At 61.2% G+C, this 18,492-nt stretch carries 20 protein-coding genes; 3 read left to right on the forward strand and 17 right to left on the reverse strand.

Going from position 1 to position 18,492, the window contains the following annotated elements; translation table 11 throughout:
• Positions 1 to 39: 39 nt before the first annotated feature.
• Complete coding sequence (locus tag R1A29_RS20235) at positions 40 to 519, reverse strand: GNAT family N-acetyltransferase (protein WP_041475599.1); 480 nt, start codon at positions 517 to 519, stop codon at positions 40 to 42.
• A gap of 111 nt (positions 520 to 630) precedes the next feature.
• Between R1A29_RS20235 and R1A29_RS20240 the strand changes: the two genes are divergently transcribed.
• The 3 genes from R1A29_RS20240 (at position 631) to R1A29_RS20250 (ending at position 3,007) form a co-directional block, all read left to right on the forward strand.
• A complete protein-coding gene (locus R1A29_RS20240) occupies positions 631 to 1,278 on the forward strand; it encodes an HD domain-containing protein (protein ID WP_438299382.1) in 648 nt (215 codons plus the stop codon).
• Between the two features lie 111 nt (positions 1,279 to 1,389).
• Positions 1,390 to 2,586 carry an MFS transporter gene (locus R1A29_RS20245; protein WP_438299383.1) on the forward strand — a complete coding sequence of 399 codons (1,197 nt, stop codon included), beginning with the start codon at positions 1,390 to 1,392 and terminating at the stop codon, positions 2,584 to 2,586.
• Positions 2,587 to 2,668: 82 nt separating this feature from the next.
• A complete protein-coding gene (locus R1A29_RS20250; protein WP_119429719.1) occupies positions 2,669 to 3,007 on the forward strand; it encodes a hypothetical protein in 339 nt (112 codons plus the stop codon).
• Here R1A29_RS20250 and R1A29_RS20255 read toward each other — a convergent pair.
• The 16 genes from R1A29_RS20255 to R1A29_RS20330 form a co-directional block, all read right to left on the reverse strand.
• Entirely contained in the window at positions 3,001 to 3,930 is a 930-nt protein-coding gene (locus R1A29_RS20255) for a PfkB family carbohydrate kinase (protein ID WP_438299384.1), read from the reverse strand. The genes R1A29_RS20250 and R1A29_RS20255 overlap by 7 nt on opposite strands.
• Positions 3,923 to 5,389: a purine-cytosine permease family protein gene (locus R1A29_RS20260; protein ID WP_432217425.1), complete on the reverse strand. Its 1,467-nt coding sequence runs from the start codon at positions 5,387 to 5,389 to the stop codon at positions 3,923 to 3,925. The genes R1A29_RS20255 and R1A29_RS20260 overlap by 8 nt, the downstream gene beginning before the upstream one ends.
• A 159-nt stretch (positions 5,390 to 5,548) precedes the next feature.
• Complete coding sequence (locus tag R1A29_RS20265) at positions 5,549 to 6,547, reverse strand: ADP-ribosylglycohydrolase family protein (RefSeq protein WP_438299385.1); 999 nt, start codon at positions 6,545 to 6,547, stop codon at positions 5,549 to 5,551.
• Positions 6,544 to 7,257, reverse strand: coding sequence for a GntR family transcriptional regulator (locus tag R1A29_RS20270; RefSeq protein ID WP_085710916.1), 714 nt, complete (start codon positions 7,255 to 7,257; stop codon positions 6,544 to 6,546). The genes R1A29_RS20265 and R1A29_RS20270 overlap by 4 nt, the downstream gene beginning before the upstream one ends.
• Positions 7,258 to 7,375: 118 nt before the next feature.
• The gene (gene araH / locus R1A29_RS20275) at positions 7,376 to 8,344 is read right to left on the reverse strand and encodes an L-arabinose ABC transporter permease AraH (protein ID WP_085697229.1); all 969 of its coding nucleotides are present in this window, start codon (positions 8,342 to 8,344) and stop codon (positions 7,376 to 7,378) included.
• A 12-nt stretch (positions 8,345 to 8,356) separates the two neighbouring features.
• The gene (araG, locus tag R1A29_RS20280) at positions 8,357 to 9,898 is read right to left on the reverse strand and encodes an L-arabinose ABC transporter ATP-binding protein AraG (protein ID WP_085710917.1); all 1,542 of its coding nucleotides are present in this window, start codon (positions 9,896 to 9,898) and stop codon (positions 8,357 to 8,359) included.
• 56 nt (positions 9,899 to 9,954) lie between these two features.
• Positions 9,955 to 10,959 carry a substrate-binding domain-containing protein gene (locus R1A29_RS20285; RefSeq protein WP_438299386.1) on the reverse strand — a complete coding sequence of 335 codons (1,005 nt, stop codon included), beginning with the start codon at positions 10,957 to 10,959 and terminating at the stop codon, positions 9,955 to 9,957.
• Between the two features lie 143 nt (positions 10,960 to 11,102).
• A complete protein-coding gene (locus tag R1A29_RS20290; protein ID WP_438299387.1) occupies positions 11,103 to 11,921 on the reverse strand; it encodes an SDR family oxidoreductase in 819 nt (272 codons plus the stop codon).
• A 270-nt stretch (positions 11,922 to 12,191) separates the two neighbouring features.
• Positions 12,192 to 13,067, reverse strand: coding sequence for an SMP-30/gluconolactonase/LRE family protein (locus R1A29_RS20295; protein ID WP_438299388.1), 876 nt, complete (start codon positions 13,065 to 13,067; stop codon positions 12,192 to 12,194).
• Positions 13,068 to 13,092: 25 nt separating this feature from the next.
• Positions 13,093 to 13,809 (reverse strand): FadR/GntR family transcriptional regulator, encoded by a 717-nt coding sequence (locus R1A29_RS20300; RefSeq protein ID WP_085710921.1) that lies wholly within the window; start codon positions 13,807 to 13,809, stop codon positions 13,093 to 13,095.
• A 102-nt stretch (positions 13,810 to 13,911) separates the two neighbouring features.
• Positions 13,912 to 14,472: a DUF1285 domain-containing protein gene (locus R1A29_RS20305; RefSeq protein ID WP_248743886.1), complete on the reverse strand. Its 561-nt coding sequence runs from the start codon at positions 14,470 to 14,472 to the stop codon at positions 13,912 to 13,914.
• Positions 14,473 to 14,487: 15 nt separating this feature from the next.
• The gene (locus R1A29_RS20310) at positions 14,488 to 15,093 is read right to left on the reverse strand and encodes a DUF4823 domain-containing protein (RefSeq protein WP_007950810.1); all 606 of its coding nucleotides are present in this window, start codon (positions 15,091 to 15,093) and stop codon (positions 14,488 to 14,490) included.
• Positions 15,094 to 15,213: 120 nt separating this feature from the next.
• Positions 15,214 to 16,182, reverse strand: a complete 969-nt coding sequence (locus R1A29_RS20315) for a GTP 3',8-cyclase MoaA (protein WP_085710923.1) — start codon at positions 16,180 to 16,182, stop codon at positions 15,214 to 15,216.
• A 138-nt stretch (positions 16,183 to 16,320) separates the two neighbouring features.
• Positions 16,321 to 16,959, reverse strand: coding sequence for a TetR/AcrR family transcriptional regulator (locus R1A29_RS20320; RefSeq protein ID WP_007950805.1), 639 nt, complete (start codon positions 16,957 to 16,959; stop codon positions 16,321 to 16,323).
• Positions 16,960 to 17,299: 340 nt separating this feature from the next.
• Complete coding sequence (locus R1A29_RS20325) at positions 17,300 to 18,085, reverse strand: TatD family hydrolase (protein ID WP_438299389.1); 786 nt, start codon at positions 18,083 to 18,085, stop codon at positions 17,300 to 17,302.
• A gap of 15 nt (positions 18,086 to 18,100) precedes the next feature.
• A complete protein-coding gene (locus tag R1A29_RS20330) occupies positions 18,101 to 18,457 on the reverse strand; it encodes a PilZ domain-containing protein (RefSeq protein WP_085710925.1) in 357 nt (118 codons plus the stop codon).
• Positions 18,458 to 18,492: the final 35 nt, after the last annotated feature.

Consider the following 18,492-nt stretch of genomic DNA (forward strand, 5'->3'; position numbering starts at 1 on the left):
TTGGACAATCGAATCAGAAATCAGATTGCCACTATTTACTCAGCCCTCGGCAAACTCCCGCAACACCTTGCCATCCATGCGATACCTCACCCACTCCTCCTGCGGCTGGGCGCCGAGGGATTTGTAGAATTCGATGGCCGGGGTGTTCCAGTCCAGCACGCTCCATTCGAAGCGGCCACAGTCGTTCGCGCAGGCGATTTTCGCGAGGTGGCGCAGCAGGGTTTTGCCGGCGCCGCCGCCCCGTTGCTCGGGGGTGATGTAGAGGTCTTCGAGGTATAGGCAGTTGCTGCCCAGCCAGGTCGAATAGCTGAAGAAGAACACCGCAAAACCGATCGGCAATCCGTCGCGCAGGCAGATCAGGCCGTGGGCGGTGGCGCCTTCGCTGAACAGGCTGCGCTCGATGTCGGCGACGCTGGCGATGACTTCGTGACGGGCCTTTTCGAAGTCTGCAAGTTCAGTGATGAACGCGAGGATTTGCGGAGCATCGCTGGGGGTCGCCGGGCGGATTTCGATCGTCATGGACGGGCCTTGTCGGAAAAAGGAAAACGCCATACTAAGGCGGCGCGCGGCGCTCGTCACATGGCAATCCACGGATTAGGCTAGTGCGGCCGGTCACTCTGAAGGATATTCATGAACGCATTCGAACCACTGGCCCCACTCGCCGCCGAACTGCTGCCCCACGCGCTTGAACCGTCGGAGGACGGCGCCCATGACCTGTCGCACCTGCAGCGGGTCTGGCACAACGCGCGTACCTTGCAGGCCGAGGAAGGTGGCGACCTTAAGGTGCTGCTGGCGGCTGTGCTGTTGCACGATTGCGTGGCCGTGGAAAAGAACTCGCCACTGCGTTCACAGGCATCGCGCCTGGCAGCGGAAAAAGCATCAACGGTGCTGGCAAACCTGAACTGGCCCGAAGCCAGAATCAGCGCCGTCATCCACGCCATCGAAGCCCACAGTTTTTCCGCCAACATCACACCGACAACTCTCGAAGCCCGACTGATGCAGGACGCCGACCGTCTCGACTCCCTCGGCATGCTCGGTGTCGCCCGCACCTTCTACACGGCCGGACGCATGGGCAGCGCGCTGTACGACCCGCACGATCCCGAAGCCCGGGAAAGGGACTACGACGACAAGCGATTCTGCCTCGATCATTTCCAGACCAAACTGCTGCACCTTGCCGAGGGTTTCCAGACCGCTGCCGGACAACGTCTGGCACAGATCCGTCATCAGCGCCTGAAAGGTTTCATGGAGCAATTCAAGGAAGAGATCGGCGCCGCCTGAAGACATTACTCCGGTCAATCACGATCCTGAGATCGCCAAGCTCAGACCTAAACCACGGGCCTGACGTGTTAGATAGATGACGCTCAATTTTTCCGGTCAAGGAACCGCGTCATGCCTCAAGCAACACCCCAGGTCCCGGGCAAACTGTTCGGCCTGTTCTGCCTCGCCAGTTATCTGTTGTCGCTGTCCTACGGCGCGACGTTTCTGCTCTCGCTGCTGATCGGTTCGCGCGGCGGCAACGAGCACGATGCCGGCAGCGTGATCAGCGCGGCGATGCTCAGCACCTTCGTTGCGGTGCTGGTGTCCGGACACCTGTCCGACTGGCTGGGTGCGGCGCGTTCGATTGCGCTGTTCGGGCTGTTGCTGGTGGCAGCGAGCCTGGGGTTTGCGATGACGCCGGGCTTCGGCCATCTGCTGCTGTTTTTCGGTTTGCTGCTTGGCTTGGGCTGGGGCGTGTTCTACACGCTGGGGCCGATCATCGTCGCCAGTCTGGTGAGTCCGGCACAGCGGGCGAAATACTTTGCGCTGCTGTCCGGCAGCATGATGACCGGGATCGGCAGCGGCCCGCTGCTCGGGCGTGCGGCGAGTGCGCTGGGTTTGCCAGTGACGTCGGCGTTCTATCTGGCGGCGGTGGCGAGCCTGATCGGCGTACTGCTGTTCTGGCGTCTCGGTGCTCGATTGAAAGGCACACAGGCGACATCGGCAGCGCGAATCTCCTGGCAAGCGACTGCTCAGGTGCTCGGTTCACGAGCCGTATTTCCGATCATCATGGTCGGCCTCGGCGGTTGCGTATTCGGTGGTCTGTCGAGTTTCCAGACCAGCTATGCCGCCGCCCGTTCGCTGGATTATTCGCTGTTCTTCCTGGGCTTCATGAGCGCCGCCATCAGCAGCCGGATGTTGATCGCAGGCTATGTGGTCAAGCGTGATCCGCTGCGGGCGTCGTGTCTGCTTTCGGGGTTGATGCTGGGCTCGATCGTGCTGTTCGCCTTCGGCGTGCAAAGCGGTTTCAGCTATCTGCTGGCAGCAGTGATGCTCGGTGTCGGTTACGGCCTCACCTACTCGGTAATCAATGGACTCGCCGCCAACGAGGCACCGGTCGGCACCACGTCGCAAGCGTTGCTGCTGTTCAGTCTGGCGTACTTCATCGGCGTATTCGGCTTCCCGCTGCTTGCCGGAAAAATCATCGTCGAACACGGCATGGCGACGCTGTTGCTGACGGTGCTGGCGGTGGCGGCGTTGAACTGGTCGATCACCCTCGGCCGCCTGCTGTGGCGGAGGGTGAAGGTAGAAAGTGCACTGACGAACTGAACCGTTCGTCATTCAATCGGCACCTATGCCGCACGAAGGCAGACCAAGATCAGGTAAGGATTCCAATCACTGGAGACACACCATGATCTCGTCAAGGTTGACTGCTTTCGTGTTTACCACCCTGCTCTGCCCCGTGGCGTTCGCCGCGACCGCCGCTGGCACCGGCCCCACCGATCCGGTCACGCCACCGCGCGCGCCTGCGATCAACAGCGCGCCGGGCATGAATACCGATGGCTCCGGCGTTCCGCTGATCAATCAGCCGCCGGCCACCGGAACCGATCCGCGCACCCAGGGCAATGACCCCGGCCGTCAGGGCGGAATGAACACGCCGGACTCTCCCACGACCCCCGACAACTCGGGCTCCGGCATCGGTTCGAAAACCACCACCGGAGGCTCGGGTTCCGAAGGCACCGGTCAGTAGGCGGAAGATTCGCGGATCAGCGCATCGACCTCGTCAGAGCCCGGTGCGGTCGCCGGCCCCCAACGAGTGACGGCTAACGCAGCGGCGGCGTTGGCGCGCCTCGCGGCTTCATCAGCCGCCAGACCTTGCGCCAGCCCCGCCACGAATACACCGGCATGGGCATCGCCGGCGCCGTTGCTGTCCACAGCCTGCACCTTGAAACCCGGCACATGCTGGCGTTCGCCGTGCTGATGAATCCAGCAGCCTTGCGGGCCGTCGCGCACCACCATCAGCACACCTTGTGGCAAGTGCACGGCCAAACGGTCCAGCGCCGTTTCGATGTCCGCTGCGCCGGTGAAACGCAGCGCCTCGACACTGTTGCTGGTCCACACGTCGATGCGCGGCAGCAGCGCCTGCATCATCGGTGAGTCCGGTGATTCCACCAGCGGGCCCGGATCGAACACCACGTTGATCGTCTTCGGCAGCGCCAGCGTCCAGTCCAACAACGCCTGAGCCTTGCCGCTGTGCAGCAGACTGTAGCCACTGACGTAGACGTAGTCACCCGCCTCGGCGGCAACGCTGTTCAGTTCCGCATTAGTGACTTCACCTTCGGCACCAATGTAGGAAATGAAACTGCGCTCGGCCGAGGCGTCGGTCAGCGCCACGCAGATACCGGTGTCGCGTTCTGCAGGCTTTTCGATGCCGATGCGGATGCGTTCGGCGTTCATCGCCTGCCGCGCCAGATCACCGAAACGACCGATGCCGTGGCGGCCCAGATAGACCACCGGCAAGCCATTGCGAGCGGCGGCAGCCATCACATTGAAGCCGCCGCCGGCTTCGAAACTGGCGGACTGCGCCAGCACGTCGCCGCCAATCTGCGGCAGTGCATCCACGGCCATGACCAGGTCGATGATGACCTGGCCGGTGTGCAACATCTTAGGCATGAGCATTCTCGGATTGCGCAGCGCGGCGGTCTTTCGCCCCGCCGAGTACGAAGTAAATGCCGCCGGCCACCACGAAGGTCACGATCCAGCCGAGGCCGTTATGGCCCAGCCAGGAATCGGACAGAAAGCCCTTGAACCAGACGTTCTCGGCGGTGGTGCCGATGGTGGTGAAACTGAAGCCCAGCACGATGGCAATCGCCCACGCGCCGAACGCGCGCCACTCGATGCCGCCGCTGTACCAATAGGCGCTGCTCGGGCTGACATCGAGCAGGTCTTTGGGGCTGTAGTAGTGACGGTGAATCAGGTCGACCACGAAGATCCCGACCCACGCGGTGATCGGCACCGCCAGCAGGGAGATGAAGGTAATGAACGGGCCGTAGAAACTATCGGCGATCAGCATGAAGTAGATCGAACCGGCGAAGATCGCGACGATGTCGACCACCACCGCGTAAACGCGTTTGACCTTCAGGCCGAGGGTCAGCGTGGTCAGGCCGGCGGAGTACACCGACAGGTTGTTCGACAGCAACAGGCCACCGAACGCGGTGATCAGGTAAGGCACGGCCATCCAGGTCGGCAGCATGTCGCGGATCGCCACGATCGGGTCAGTCGCCGACGCCAGGTCGTTATTGCCCACCGACAGCAGGCCGCCGAGGGTGATCAGCAACACCAGCGGAATCCCCGCACCGAACGCCGCTGAAGCGACCAGCCGCACGGCTTTGACGCTGCGATGCTGATAGCGCGACATGTCGGCGCCGGCGTTGGCCCAGCCGATCCCGGTGCCCGCCGCCATGGTGCCGATACCGATGATCATCGCGCTCATCGGCGCCGGCGTGGCGTTGAACACCGCGCTCCAGTCGATGGTCGCGCAAAGGAAGCCGCCCACCAGAATGTTCAGCGCGCCGAACACGTAGGTCGCCCACTTCTGGATCACCAGCAAGGTGGCGTGGCCGAGCCCGGACACCGACAGGGTCAGCAACACGAAAATCGCGATGAAGATCAGGGTCAACACCGGCGCGCTTTTGGCTTCCACCGGTGAGCCGAACAGGATCGAGCACAGCGACAGCAGCACGAACGCCGCCGTGGTGGTGTTGACGGTTTCCCAGCCCAGGCGCGACATCAGCGACACCAGCGTCGGGCCGATATTGCCGCGCACACCGAAGATCGCCCGCGACAAGGTCAGGCTCGGTGCGCGACCGCGACGGCCGGCAATCGAGATGATCCCCACCACCGCGAACGAGCCGGCAGCACCGAGGATCGCGACGATGATCGCCTGCCAGATTGCCAGGCCGCGAAACGCAACCAGCGTGGCGCCCAGCGGCAGGCCGAGGATGGAAATGTTGGCAGCGAACCAGACCCAGAACAGTTGCAGCGGATGCCCGTTGCACTCGCCTTCCGGCACCGGTTCGATGCCCCGGGTTTCCAGTTGCCCGGCGCTTTGCCCGGCGTTCGATGAACTCATGAGAAATGCTCCTGTTTGCCTTTATTGTGGTTGTGGCAATGACGCAGAACGACAAGACATCCCGCCCTTCCTGGGCCTGTCTGCGCGATCCATTGCGGGTGAATATTCAAGACTTGCGGTGCACCCATCGCTGGCAAGCCAGCGATGGCGTCAGTTCAATCAGCGCAGGGCCAAAAGCCCTTTCACCAACGGTTCCAGCTCCAGATCGTTGACGGCCTTCACCGTCTCAATCATCGCCGCCGGCCAGCTCTGAAGACCCAGGCAGGCCCCGAGCATGGCTCCGAGAATCGCGGCGATCGTGTCGGTGTCGCCACCCAGGCTCGCGGCCATGCACAGCGCATCGAATGGCGTCATTTCACCGACCGCGACTTGCTGCGCGAGGGCGAACGACACCACCACCGATTCCTGCGACGCCACCGAAGTGCCGATCACGTCGTACAGCAGATCCGCGAGCAACATCGGGTCGCTCTCGACACTGATGCTGCGCGCCCAGCTGATCCGCGAGGCGATACGCCCGCCGGCCACCCAGTGCCCGTGCGCTTCCGCTTGCTGGGCGATCTGCTGGCCGAGGTTCAGCGCCTCGCCCAGATCAAGGCCGTTGATGCCGGCCGAGACTACCGCTGCCACCGCCGCCGCACTGGAAATCCCCAGCGTGGTGTTGTGGGTTACCTGACAGGCCTGCACCACCGCCGCGATGAAGCGCTCAGGGTTGGCGACATCCGCCGCGATCCCCACCGGGGTGATGCGCATCGCCGCACCGTTTGTGGTGCCGTAGCGCCCGGCCTCTTCCGGCGAATGGCCGGCAAGGATCATTTCGATCGCACGCTTGGTGGATGGGCCGAGCAAGTCCTGCGAGCCCTTGGCCTGCATCTCGGCTTCCCATTCGATCAGCCGTTGCGCGAGCACCGCCGGCTCGATCCGGCCCTTGCCTTCGACCAGCAACTCGCCGACCAGAATCGCCTGTTCGGTGTCATCGGTGATCGAGCCTTTGGGCATATTCGCGGCAATCGGCTGCAAGGGGCCGGCGTCTTGCAGATCGGTAATCTGGCCGAAGCGCTGCTTGATCGTTTCGCGGTTCAGGGATTGCGTCGGCATGCCCAGCGCATCGCCGAGGGCCAGGCCATAAAACGCGCCCAGGGCACGGTCGAGGGCGGTCATTTCGATTCTCCAAATTGCAGGTGCAGACGGAAATGCACCGGGTCGAGCAGGCTTTCGACTTGCTCCATGAAGCGGTTCTGCCGGTCGTAGGTAGTGCGCAATGCTTTTAAAAACACTGTGCCTTCCGGACGCCCGAGCAGTTCGGCATCAACGGCGTTGAGCGGTTCAGCGCCGATCCACTGATCGCCGCGCTCGCCGATGTAGCCGTAGGCCGCAAGGGTGACGGTCAGCGAATTGTCGATCAGGCCCACGCGCGGTAGGCTTTCCAGGCCTCCGGTGGCGGGCATCAATGAGCGTTCGAGGGACACCAGCGTGCCGTCGTTGGAGCGGCGGCGGCGATCGAGGGTAATGAATTGGTCGGTGCCGAAGCGCGGCAGCAGATCGGGCCGGGTTACGGCTTCCAGACGCAGCACTTCGGTGTTGATCAGCGCCCCGCTGTCAGCCAGGGCCTGGGCCCAGCCGCTGCGCTGGTCGAGCACCACACCGTCGAATGTGACGATGGAGCCGACCCCGCTTTGCGTGGCGATGTAATTGCGCCGTTTCAGTTCGGCCAGCGCTTCGCGCAACGTGCCACGGCTGACGTTGAATTCCTGAGCCAACTGATGCTCGCCGGGCAACAGAAAGCCGTCCTCCATGAGGCCGCTTTCGATGCGTCGGACGAGCTCGTCGACCACCCGTTGTTTCTTGTCAAATCGTACCTGTCTAATCATGTACAAAGTGATAACCGAAACGGGTTGGGACGGGCAAGGTAATTTTTGGGGAAGGTGACAAAAGGCGCGGTATTGGAGGCACCCTCTCCCAAAGGAGAGGGCCAGCAGAATATTGATCTCAGCGCTGTTTCAGACGGTCAATGACAACAGCCAACAACAAAATCGACCCACGAATCACATACTGATAAAAAGTGTCGATATTCTTCAGGTTCATCGCATTCTCGATAATTGCCAGAATCAAAACCCCGGCAATCACATGCCGGATCATCCCGATCCCGCCGCTCAACGAAACCCCGCCCAGCACGCAAGCCGAAATCACCGTCAGCTCAAACCCCTGCCCGATCATCGGCTGCCCGGAAGTCATCCGCGACGCCAGAATCACCCCGGCCAGCGCACCGATCACCCCATGCACCGCGAAGATAATGATCTTCGTGCGATCGACATTCACCCCCGCGAGCAGCGCCGCTTCCTGGTTGCCGCCGATGGCCATGGTGTTGCGCCCGTAGGTCGTGTAATTCAGCAGCCAGCCGAAAAACAGGAAGCAGACGATGGTGATCAGGATCGGCACAGGCACGCCGAACAACTGGCCGTTGCCGAACACGAAGAACGATTCCTGGGACACACCCACCGCTTTGCCGTTGGCAAAAATGTAAGCAAGACCTCGGACGATCTGCATGGTCGCCAACGTCGTGATCAGCGCATTGACCCGTAACTTGGCAATCACGATGCCGTTGATCAGCCCGACGATCAGCCCCATCACCAACGCAGCGCTGACCCCGAGAAACACGCTGTTGGTGTCGCGCATCACCACCGCCGCGACCACGCCGGCGCAGGCAATCACCGAACCCACCGACAAGTCGAAATGCCCCGACGCCAGGCAATACAACATGGTGCACGCCGCGATCCCGGTGGTGGAAATCGCCAGGCCCAGGCCGCGCATGTTCAGCGGCGACAGGAAGTTGTCGATCAGCAAGGTGCAGGCGAGGAAGATCCCGACCGCCGCCAGCAACATGACCCAGTCATCGAGGAAGCGCCGCATATCCAGAGGCTTGCGCGCGGTCGGCAGGGTTTCGTTTTGAGTTGTCATCATAGTCACCTCTCAGTTCGCCGCGCCGCTGGCGCGATGGCGCGGCAAAGCCAGTTGCAGCAGGTTGGATTCGTTGGCCTGGTCGCGGCTGACTTCGCCACGCAGGGCGCCCTCGCACAGCACCAGAATGCGGTCGGAAATGCCCATCACTTCCATCAGATCGCTGGATACCACGATCACCGAAATACCGTCGGCAGCCAGGTTATGGATGATCTGGTAGATCTCGGCCTTGGCGCCGATGTCGATGCCCCGGGTCGGCTCGTCGAGCAGCAGGACTTTCATCGGCATCGACAGCCAGCGGCCGAGAATCGCCTTCTGCTGGTTGCCGCCGGAGAGGAACTTGATTTGCTGCCCGGCGTGGGGCGTTTTCACTTTCAGGGCTTTGATCTGTTTGTCGGCGTTGCCCTTTTCCCACATCCCCCGCAGCAGGCAACCGAGCCCGGAATTGGCGCCGCGTGCGCTAATGTTGATGTTCTCGGCGACGCTGGCGAGCGGGATGATGCCTTCCTTCTTGCGGTCCTCCGGGCACAGCAGAATCCCGGCGGCAATCGCATCCCGGGGCGAACGCAATTTCAGTTCATGACCGCGCAACTCCAGGCGTCCGGCGGTGTTGCGCTCCAGTCCGCTGAGCAACCGGAACAGCTCGGTGCGCCCGGCCCCGACCAGTCCGAACAGCCCCAGAATCTCGCCTTTGTGCGCGTCGAAACTGATCGGCTCACGCAGCCCCGGGCCGAGCAAGCCATCGACTCTCAGCGCCACGGCACCGCGCGGGCGGCCGCGATAATCGTAGATGTCCTGAATGTCGCGCCCGACCATACAGGTGACCAGTTGATCGTGGGTCAACTGGCTCATGTCGTCGAAAGTGCGCACGTAGCGACCGTCCTTGAACACCGTCACCGCGTCGCAGATGCGGAACACTTCTTCCATGCGATGGGAAACGTAGAGCACCACTTTGCCCTCGTCGCGCAGCCGGCCGATGATCGCCATCAAGCGGTCGATTTCCCGCGCCGAGAGGCTGCTGGTCGGTTCGTCAAAGGCAATCACATGGGCGCCACGGGACAGCGCCTTGGCAATTTCCACCAATTGCCGCTGGCCGAGGGACAGGCGCCCGACTTTGGTTTGCGGGTCGATTTCATCGGCCAGCCCCTTGAGGCAAGCCAGCGCTTGCTGGCGCAGCGCGCCGCGATTGATCAGGCCGAAACTGGCCGGCAGGTGGCCGAGAAACAGGTTCTCAGCCACGGTCATTTCCGGCACCAGATGCAACTCCTGGTGAATCACCGCCACGCCGCTGCCGATGCTGTCGGCGGTGGACTTGAAGGCCATCGTCCGCTCGCCGATCTGCAGTTCGCCGCTGCTGGGAATGTAGGCGCCGCCGAGGATTTTCAGCAGCGTCGATTTGCCGGCGCCGTTCTCGCCCATCAAGGCGTGCACCTGCCCGGGGTGGGCGACGAAGCTGATGCCGTCCAGCGCCTTCACGCCGGGAAAGGTCTTGCCGATCCCTTTGAAACGCAGGCTGCCGGCACCGTGTTGTTGTGTCTGTACTTGCGCGTGCATTTAAGCCACCTCATCACACCGTTCAAGCGGCCCGGCTGCCCGGGCCGACGCTGCCGTCAGTTCCACAGGCCGATCTTTTCCAACTCTTGCTTGAAGTTGTCGCGGGTGATCAGGGTGACGTCGTCCATCGCGGTGTACTTCGGCGGTTCTTTGCCGGTGGTGACCCACTCGAACATCATCTCGGCAGTCTTGTAGCCCTCGATGTGCGGGCTCGGCAGCATCGAACCGTAGAAGCCGCTGTTGGGCTTTTTCAGCTCGCCGATCGCGTCGGTGCCGTTGATGCCGATGCCGATCACGTTGGCCGCGGCGAACCCGGCGGCTTCGGTGGCGCGCACACCGCCCAGCACGGTGTTGTCGTTCATGCCGCCGATGATCAGGTTCTTCGCCGCGCCCGGCAGCTTGACCAGCGCCGAGTTGGTGGCGTCCATGCTGCCCGGTACGTCGAGGGTTTTCAGGGCAGCGGTCAGGATGTGCTCTTTCGGCAGGCCGGCGTCTTCGAGCGCTTTCATCGAGCCGTCGGTGCGCTTCTTGCCGGTGTCGAGTTCGTTGTAGGTGTTGACCACCGCGTAGGTGTCTTTCCAGTCCCAGTTACGCTTTTTCGCCTCGGCGGCCATGGCGGCGCCCTGCTTCTGGCCGACTTCGAACGCGGCCATGCCGAGGTACGGCACCTCTTCCATGAACTTGCCGTTGGCGTCGACGAAACGGTCGTCCACGGCAATCACTTTCAGGTCATTGAGTTTGGCCTTGGCCATGATCGCAGGGCCGAGGGACACGTCCGGCGGACAAATCACAAAACCCTTGGCACCGTTGGCCGCGAGGCTATCGATGGCCGAGAGGGTTTTCTCGCCGTCCGGCACGGCGATCTTGATCAGCTCGAAGCCTTTGTCCTTGGCAGCTTTCTCGGCGAAGGCCCATTCAGTCTGGAACCACGGCTCTTCGGCCTGCTTGACCAGGAAACCGATCTTCACCGGATCGGCGGCCAACAGCGAACCGCTCAGGCTGAACGCAGTGACCGCCAGCGCGGCACTGCACAGGGTACGAATCCCGAAACGACGTTTCATAAGCAGACTCCTTGTTATTTTTCTTGAGCGTTATTTGAAAAGCGTTGAAGCGGTCGAAGCGTTTCCCGCAAATCATGACGACAATAGTCATATCGTATGATGATTGGATTTCATGCGGACCTTACCGCCTGCAATCCACTTTTTCAGTCGTGGTACATCACCGAGCGACCACCATCGATGGTGATGCACGAGGCATTGATGAACGGCGCTTCATCACTGGCCAGGAACACGGCGGTCATCGCCACTTCGATCGGCTGACCGATGCGTTTCGGTGGATGCAGATCTAAGGCGCGCTGGCGTTCGGCATGCGGATCGGCGAAACCGTTCCAGTAATCGACGTTGAGCTGGGTTTCGATGTAACCCGGGGCGATGGCGTTGACGCGAATGCCTTTCGGCGCGTACTCGATGCCCAGCGCGCGGGTCAGACCGAGCAAACCGTGTTTGGCCACCGGATACGGGAAGCAACCGGGAATGATGTTGCTGGAATGGGTCGAGGCAATGTTGATGATGCTGCCCACACCCTGCTCGATCATCTGCGGCAACACGGCTTTGCATCCATACCAGGCGCCGTCGAGGTCGATGGCAAAGCAGCGGCGCCAGTCTTCTTCGGTCATTTGCAGCGGATCGCGGAACACATTGACTCCGGCGCAATTGACCAACACATCGATGCGCCCGTGCAACTCGATGGCCAGTTTGGCCATGGCGTGCAGATCCTGCTGGCGCGATACATCGGCCTTGATCGCTTGCACATCGGCGCCCTGCTCGCGCCAGTGCGCAGCGACTTTCTCTACTTTTTCAGCCTGGATATCGCTGATCACCAGTTTGGCCTGCTGCGAGGCGAAGGTCGCGACGATGGCTTCGCCGATGCCTTGAGCGGCGCCGGTCAGCAGCACGACCTTGTTTTTCAGGCGCTCGCCTTTCGGTGGCTCGGGCACTGGGGGCAGGGACAGAGGTTCAGCCATGAATCAGGACTCCTGTTCGAAAGCATAAAAAAACCGGGCATCTGACGATGTCCGGTCTGGAAGGCTTCTGGAACGAAACAGGCAAGCGCCGCTGACGGCATTGGGCCGTTGCGGAACGCTGACTCCGCTGGGGAGTGCGATAGAGATTCGCTGCATCACTTCACCTGTTTTGTTCTTTTTAAGTGTGAGTGCGTGTTACTGCTGGAGCCGACTATAAACCCGACCGCCAAATAATCTCAATATATAATTTTGCATCCCATATTTTGGGATTTAATCAGCGAAACGCGTGCAGAGCTTTCCGGCGACATCGACCCGCAGCGACAGCACGGCGCCGTCCAGCGGGTGGCTCAGCGGACTTTTGGCGCTGGTGATGTACAGGGTTTTCAGGTCGGCGCCGCCGAATACGCAACTGGTGGGGCGGCTGATCGGCAGATCGATCTTGCGGTCGATCCGGCCATCCGGTGTCAGGCGTAGCAGGCAACTGCCGTCCCAGCGGGCGTTCCAAACGTAACCTTCGGCATCCATCGCCGAACCGTCCGGGCCGCCGTGCTGATCGGCGCAGTACCAGGGCTGGGCGGTGTCGAGGTTGCCGTCGGTGTGGATGAAATAGCGATACAAGGTGCTGTCGAGGCTGTCGCCGAACAGCAGCGTGGTGCCGTCGTCGCTCCAGAGCAGCGTGTTGGGAATGCCCAGGCCCCTCAGCAATGGCGTGACGCGTTTATCCGGATCAACCCGGAACAGCCCGCCAGAACGACGGGTGATCGGCAGATCCTCGCCCTGCTCGCCGATGTTGTTTTGCATGGTGCCGAGCCACAACCGGCCCTGGCCATCGCAACGCGCTTCGTTGGCCCGGTTGCCCGGTTGCGGGTCGGCGACGCAGAACAGCGTCAGTCGTGGTTCGAGTCCGGGGGAATCGAGGTCGAGTCGGTAGACGCCGCTGCTCAGGGTCACGAGTGCGTCGCCACTGGCGCAGGGAATAAACGCCGAGACGTGCTCCGGCATCTGCCAGATCTGCACATTCTGCCCGATCAGCCGTAGTGCCTGCTTGCCGGCGATGTCGACCCAGTACAACGCCTGGGTCGGCGCGTCCCAGAACGGGCCTTCGCCCAGTTGCGCCCGATGCTCTGTCACCGCAATCCACGTCATGCAACCTCCTGTCTTGTTGTTTTTCTCAGCTGGCTTTTTTGTCGGCCATCACCTGCGGGTAAAACCGCTTGATGGCCAGGTCGGCATTGTCGATCAGGGTCATGCAGGCCCACACCCCGCGCGCGGCATCCCGGGCAGCGATGGCGTCGGCCATGTCTTTGTGGATGGGCAAGGTGCGGCGCAATTCGTCAGGGTCGGCTGCGGAAACTTCGAAGGACACGGCGAGCAGCGCGCCAAGGGCAGGCACCATCTGCTCGATGAATTGATTGTGGCTGGCGGCAAGAATGCACTCGTGGAAGAACTGGTCGGCGCGGTTGTAATCGATGCCGCTGTGCGCGGCCCTCTCAAGGGCGTTGTAGGCCTGCTGAATGGCTTGCACCTGTTCGACGGTTGCCCGCTCGCAGGCCCAGCGCACCGCCATCGGTTCAATGGTACGGCGCAGGTCGAGCAGGTCGTCGACGAAGTTTTCCGGCAGACCGCTGCGTGACAGCCAGCCGACGACTTGCGGATCGAACAGATTCCAGCGCTTGATCGGCAACACCCGGGTGCCGACTTTCGGCCCGACTTCGAGCAGGCCTTTGGCGACGAGGGTCTTGATGGCTTCGCGGATCACGGTGCGACTGACACCCAGCTGTTCGCCCAACTCGGCCTCGACCTTGATCGCCTGTCCCGGTTTCACCTGACCGGCGGCAATCCAGGCACCCAGCCAGTCAACCGTTGATGCGTGAAAACTGCTCGACATGAACACCCCGACGCCGTTCGCTGTGGTTGCTCAAGCTAATCATCATACGATTGAGAGTCAACGACAAAAAACCGCAGCCTGCTTTCGCAGACTGCGGTTTTTTTAAGGTTCGAGGCCGATGGGGAAGAACTCGCCGCCACTCCAGACGCCGAGCCAGCGCTGGCCGTCGATTTCACGGCTGACCGCCAGTTCGACCAATTGGTAGAACACGTTGCGGTGGATCAGCGCTTCGAGGTTGGTGCGTACATGCACGTAAGGGGCAGGTTCTTGCGTCGTCGGATCGATCTCGACCCGGATCGGATGTTCCGCGCCGGCCTCGGTGGTTTCATCGACGTTGGTGGTAAAGCGCAGCACTTGCGCCTCACCCTCGCCTTCTACCTCGACGGCAATCGCCACGAAGGGCGCGTCATCGACCTTGATCCCGACCTTCTCCACCGGAGTGATCAGGAAGTAGTCATCGCCATCGCGGCGGATGATGGTGGAGAACAGCTTGACCATCGGCTTGCGCCCGATCGGCGTACCCAGGTAGTACCAGGTGCCGTCACGGGCGATGCGCATGTCAATGTCGCCGCAGAAATCCGGGTTCCACAAGTGCACCGGCGGCAAGCCTTTGGTTTTGGGGATTTGCCCCAGCAGGTCATTGGCTTTTTGCGGGCCACTCATGGTGTACTCCTTGAATTACTGGTCCCCGACGCCCAGCAGGCTGCGTGCATATTGCGCCAGCGGTGGGCCGATCAGGTCTTCGGGCTTGTTGTCGTGGAACGTCAGTAAACCGCCACGACTCTTGATCCGTGCAGTATCAATCAAATACTGGGTGCTGGTCTCGATCAACATGATCTGAATCACGCCGCCGTCGATACCGAGGCGATCCACGGCTTCCTGATCCAGCCACTCATCGGAGTTGCCGATGCGGTCGTCAGCCTTGGCGAAACGGGTGTAAAGCAAGTAATGAGCACCGGCGTCACGGGCTTCGCCCATCGCCTGGTCAAGGCCTTCCGGCGCACGGGCACGGCGGACCATCGGGAAGTATTCGACGAAGCCTTTGAAGGCCTCTTCGGCCACCACATTGGGACGCGGGTAGGAACCACCCGGCGGTGCGAACGAGCCTTGCGCGATGTAGATGAACGAATCCGGCTGAATGCGGAAATTGTTTACGCGGCGGCTGTCGCTGTGATCCAGCAGACCCGCGTCGCTCATCTGGTAGCGAGTCCCTTCGGCCATGTCACTGACAGTCATACAGCCGCCCAGCGCCAAAACGGCCAGCAGCAAAACCAGGCTACGCATCCTAATCCTCCAGAAGCCGGTGACGGAAAACCGGCGAATGGCCGTAGGATGCAGCTTTTGCGCCAGTCCTTGGAAATGTGCAGGTATCCGCTTTGAAATAGAGTTTTAGTGGCGAGAGATTTAGCCGCCGATGATCTTCATGACGGTTGCGCCACCCGAGAATGCGACTTCCTGCTTGTCGCCCAATGCCTTGACCAGCAGCCGTTGCAACGCCGGGAGCGCCTCGTGGCGCGGCTTGTCGAGCAGGTCACCGACGTAGTGGCGGTTGCTCGACGACAGGCAGCCATGCAGCCATCCGGTGGACGACAGGCGCAGGCGCGAACAGGTACGGCAGAACGGCACGCTTTCGTTGGCGATCACACCGAAGGTACCCAGACCGGGAATTGCATAGCGAACAGCCGTGGCATCCACCGGTGCATCGGTTTGCGCGTACTCGTAACGCTCGCCGATCAGTTCCAGCAATTGTTGCAGGCTGACGAACTGCTGCAGGAAAGCGTTGGAGTCTTTGGCCAGGTGGCCCATGCGCATCAGCTCGATGAAACGCAGCTCGTAGCCATGCTCAAGGCAGTAATCGAGCAACGGCATGACCTGATCGAGGTTCTGCCCGCGCAACGGCACCATATTGACCTTGATCTTCATGCCTGCCGCTTTGGCCCGATCCATGCCGTCGAGCACCGTTGCCAGATCGCCGCCACGGGCAATGCTGCGGAACGCGCCGGCGTCCAGGGTATCGAGAGAAACGTTGATCCGGCGTATACCGGCATCCACCAGTAACGGCAGTTTTTTTGCGAGCAACTGGCCGTTGGTGGTCAGGCTGATGTCTTCCAGGCCCATCTTGCCGACGGCGCTCATGAAGGATTCGAGTTTGGGGCTGACCAGCGGCTCGCCGCCGGTGATGCGCAAGCGTTCGATGCCGGCGGCTTCGATCAGATAGGCAACGCCGCGTGCCATGGCCTCGGCCGACAGTTCATCCTGCGCAGCCACCAGCCGCTTGCCGTTGGGCACGCAGTAGGTACAGGCGTAATTGCAGGCTGAAGTCAGACTGATCCGCAAATTGCGAAAACGCCTGCCTTGACGGTCAACGATCATGAAGCACTCCGGCGATGGAAAATCGAGCGGCTAAAACTTGACTCACAATTCAAGTTTTAGCAAGCCCTATGCCTGAGTATATTCCTGCGGTACTGCGCCATGTAGCGAAAAACACGGCGCATAAGGCGACTGAATGATTCAGCTGCTTGGGGTTTCAGGGTCGCGCTTGCGCTTGTTGCCCATGCGCACGCCGATATCCATCAGGAACTGGAAGAAACCTTCCTGATCTTCCAGCACATTGCTCCAGAACGGCGAGTGATACAGCGCCACCGCGCCGTGCACCAGCGCCCAGGACGCGCAGTAGTGGAAGTACGGCGGCACGTCTTCGAGCTTGCCTTCGCTGATGCGGCCCTTGATGAGCAGGGTCAGGCGTTCGAAGTTCGAGGCACGGATCTTGTGCAGCTCCTCGACCATCTCAGGCACCTGATTGCCCTTGACCACCTTCTCTTCCAGGCGATCGAACAGGCGATAGCGCTGCGGGTCGCGCATGCGGAATTCAAAGTAGGCACGGGACAGGGCTTCCTTGTCCTTGTCGACATCGGCCGAATGCAACAGCTCGTTCAAGTCGCGCTCGTAATCGAGCATCAGGCGCAGATAGATTTCGGCCTTGGACTTGAAGTGCTTGTAGATCGTGCCTTTGCCGATACCCACGGCATCAGCAATCATCTCGACGGTGACACTGTCTTCACCTTGTTCGAGGAACAGCTTGAGCGCGGTATCGAGAATTTCTTGCTCGCGGCGACGAAACTCACGGACCTTACGAGGTTCTTTGTGCATAAGAAAAGGTCTGTAGGGGTCAAAATTCGAAGCCGCGTATTATGCCTAACTTGCGCAAAAATGCACGGATCATCCGACCATATCTGTGTTTCTTGTTCATTTCACGAACGTTTCGGGGGGAATGAGAACATAACCGAAGCGAACGTATTCCAAATTTGTTTAAAAACCCCGACCGGCCAACTGGACTGAACGCCAGACTGATCAATACTTGAACTGTCGGGCGACATCTCCCCCAAGTGTCGCGCCGGTAAAGGTACCAAGGACCGCGTGCCTTTGTTTTACTCCTAATGGTCTTAACCCGGATTCACCCCCCAGAACCCGGGTTTTTTTTGCCTGCGATTCAGGCTTTTACGTGCGCCAGCGGAAACAGTCGCTTGAAGTTCTCGGTGGTCTGCTCGGCAAAGCGCTCGTAATTCTCGCCCCGCAGCATCGCCAGAAACTCTGCCACTTCCCGCACGTATTGCGGCAGATTCGGTTTGCCGCGATAGGGGATCGGTGCCAGGTACGGAGAATCGGTTTCCACCAGCAGGCGATCCGCCGGCACCTTGCTCGCCACGTCGCGCAGCGCGTCGGCATTGCGGAAGGTGACAATACCCGAAAGGGAAATGTAATAACCCATGTCCAGCGCTGCCTTGGCCATGTCCCAGTCTTCGGTGAAGCAATGCAGCACACCGGCCTGGGGCAGCGCGGCTTCGCGCAACAGTTCAAGGGTGTCGGCACGGGCGCCACGGGTGTGGATGATCACCGGTTTGCCGGTCTGCTGTGCGGCTTGCAGGTGCAGACGGAACGATTCCTGCTGCAGCTCGGCGGCTTCCGGCTCGTAGTGGTAGTCCAGGCCGGTTTCGCCGATCGCCACCACTTTCGTGTGATTGAGCTCGTGCAGCAACCAGTCCAGCGCCGGTGCCGCACCCGGCTGCACATCCAGCGGATGCACGCCGACCGAACAATCGACGTCGTCATAACGCTCGGCCAGCGCTTTGACATCGGCCGCGTTGTCGGCGCTGACGCCGATGCACAGGAAGTGCCCGACGCCGCGTTGGCGAGCCGCATCGAGTGCGGCATCCAGGGAACCGTCGTGAGCGGCGAGGTCGAGGCGATCAAGGTGACAATGGGAATCTACGAGCATAAAAAGGACTGCAACTTACATCGTATGAGTAGGACGGTCGGACTTCAGGGCTCCGGCCAGATGGGTTTCGATGCGACTGCGCGCGGTGTTGTCGCCATCGTTGAATTGCACGCCGACGCCGGCAGCGCGATTGCCCTGGGCGCCTTTGGGGGTGATCCAGGCGACCTTGCCGGCCACTGGAATCTTTTCCGCTTCGTCCATCAGGTGCAGCAGCATGAACACCTCGTCGCCCAACTTGTAGCTCTTGTTGGTCGGGATGAACAGGCCACCGTTCCTGATGAACGGCATGTACGCGGCGTACAGGACGGACTTGTCCTTGATGGTCAGGGACAAGATGCCGTTGCGCGGCCCCGGGCTGACGGGTTCATTCATGTTGACCTCCACTGCTGATGTTCAGAGTCTAGGTA

This window comes from Pseudomonas sp. NMS19W (genome assembly GCF_051554255.1).
Classification (GTDB): Bacteria; Pseudomonadota; Gammaproteobacteria; order Pseudomonadales; family Pseudomonadaceae; genus Aquipseudomonas; species Aquipseudomonas kribbensis.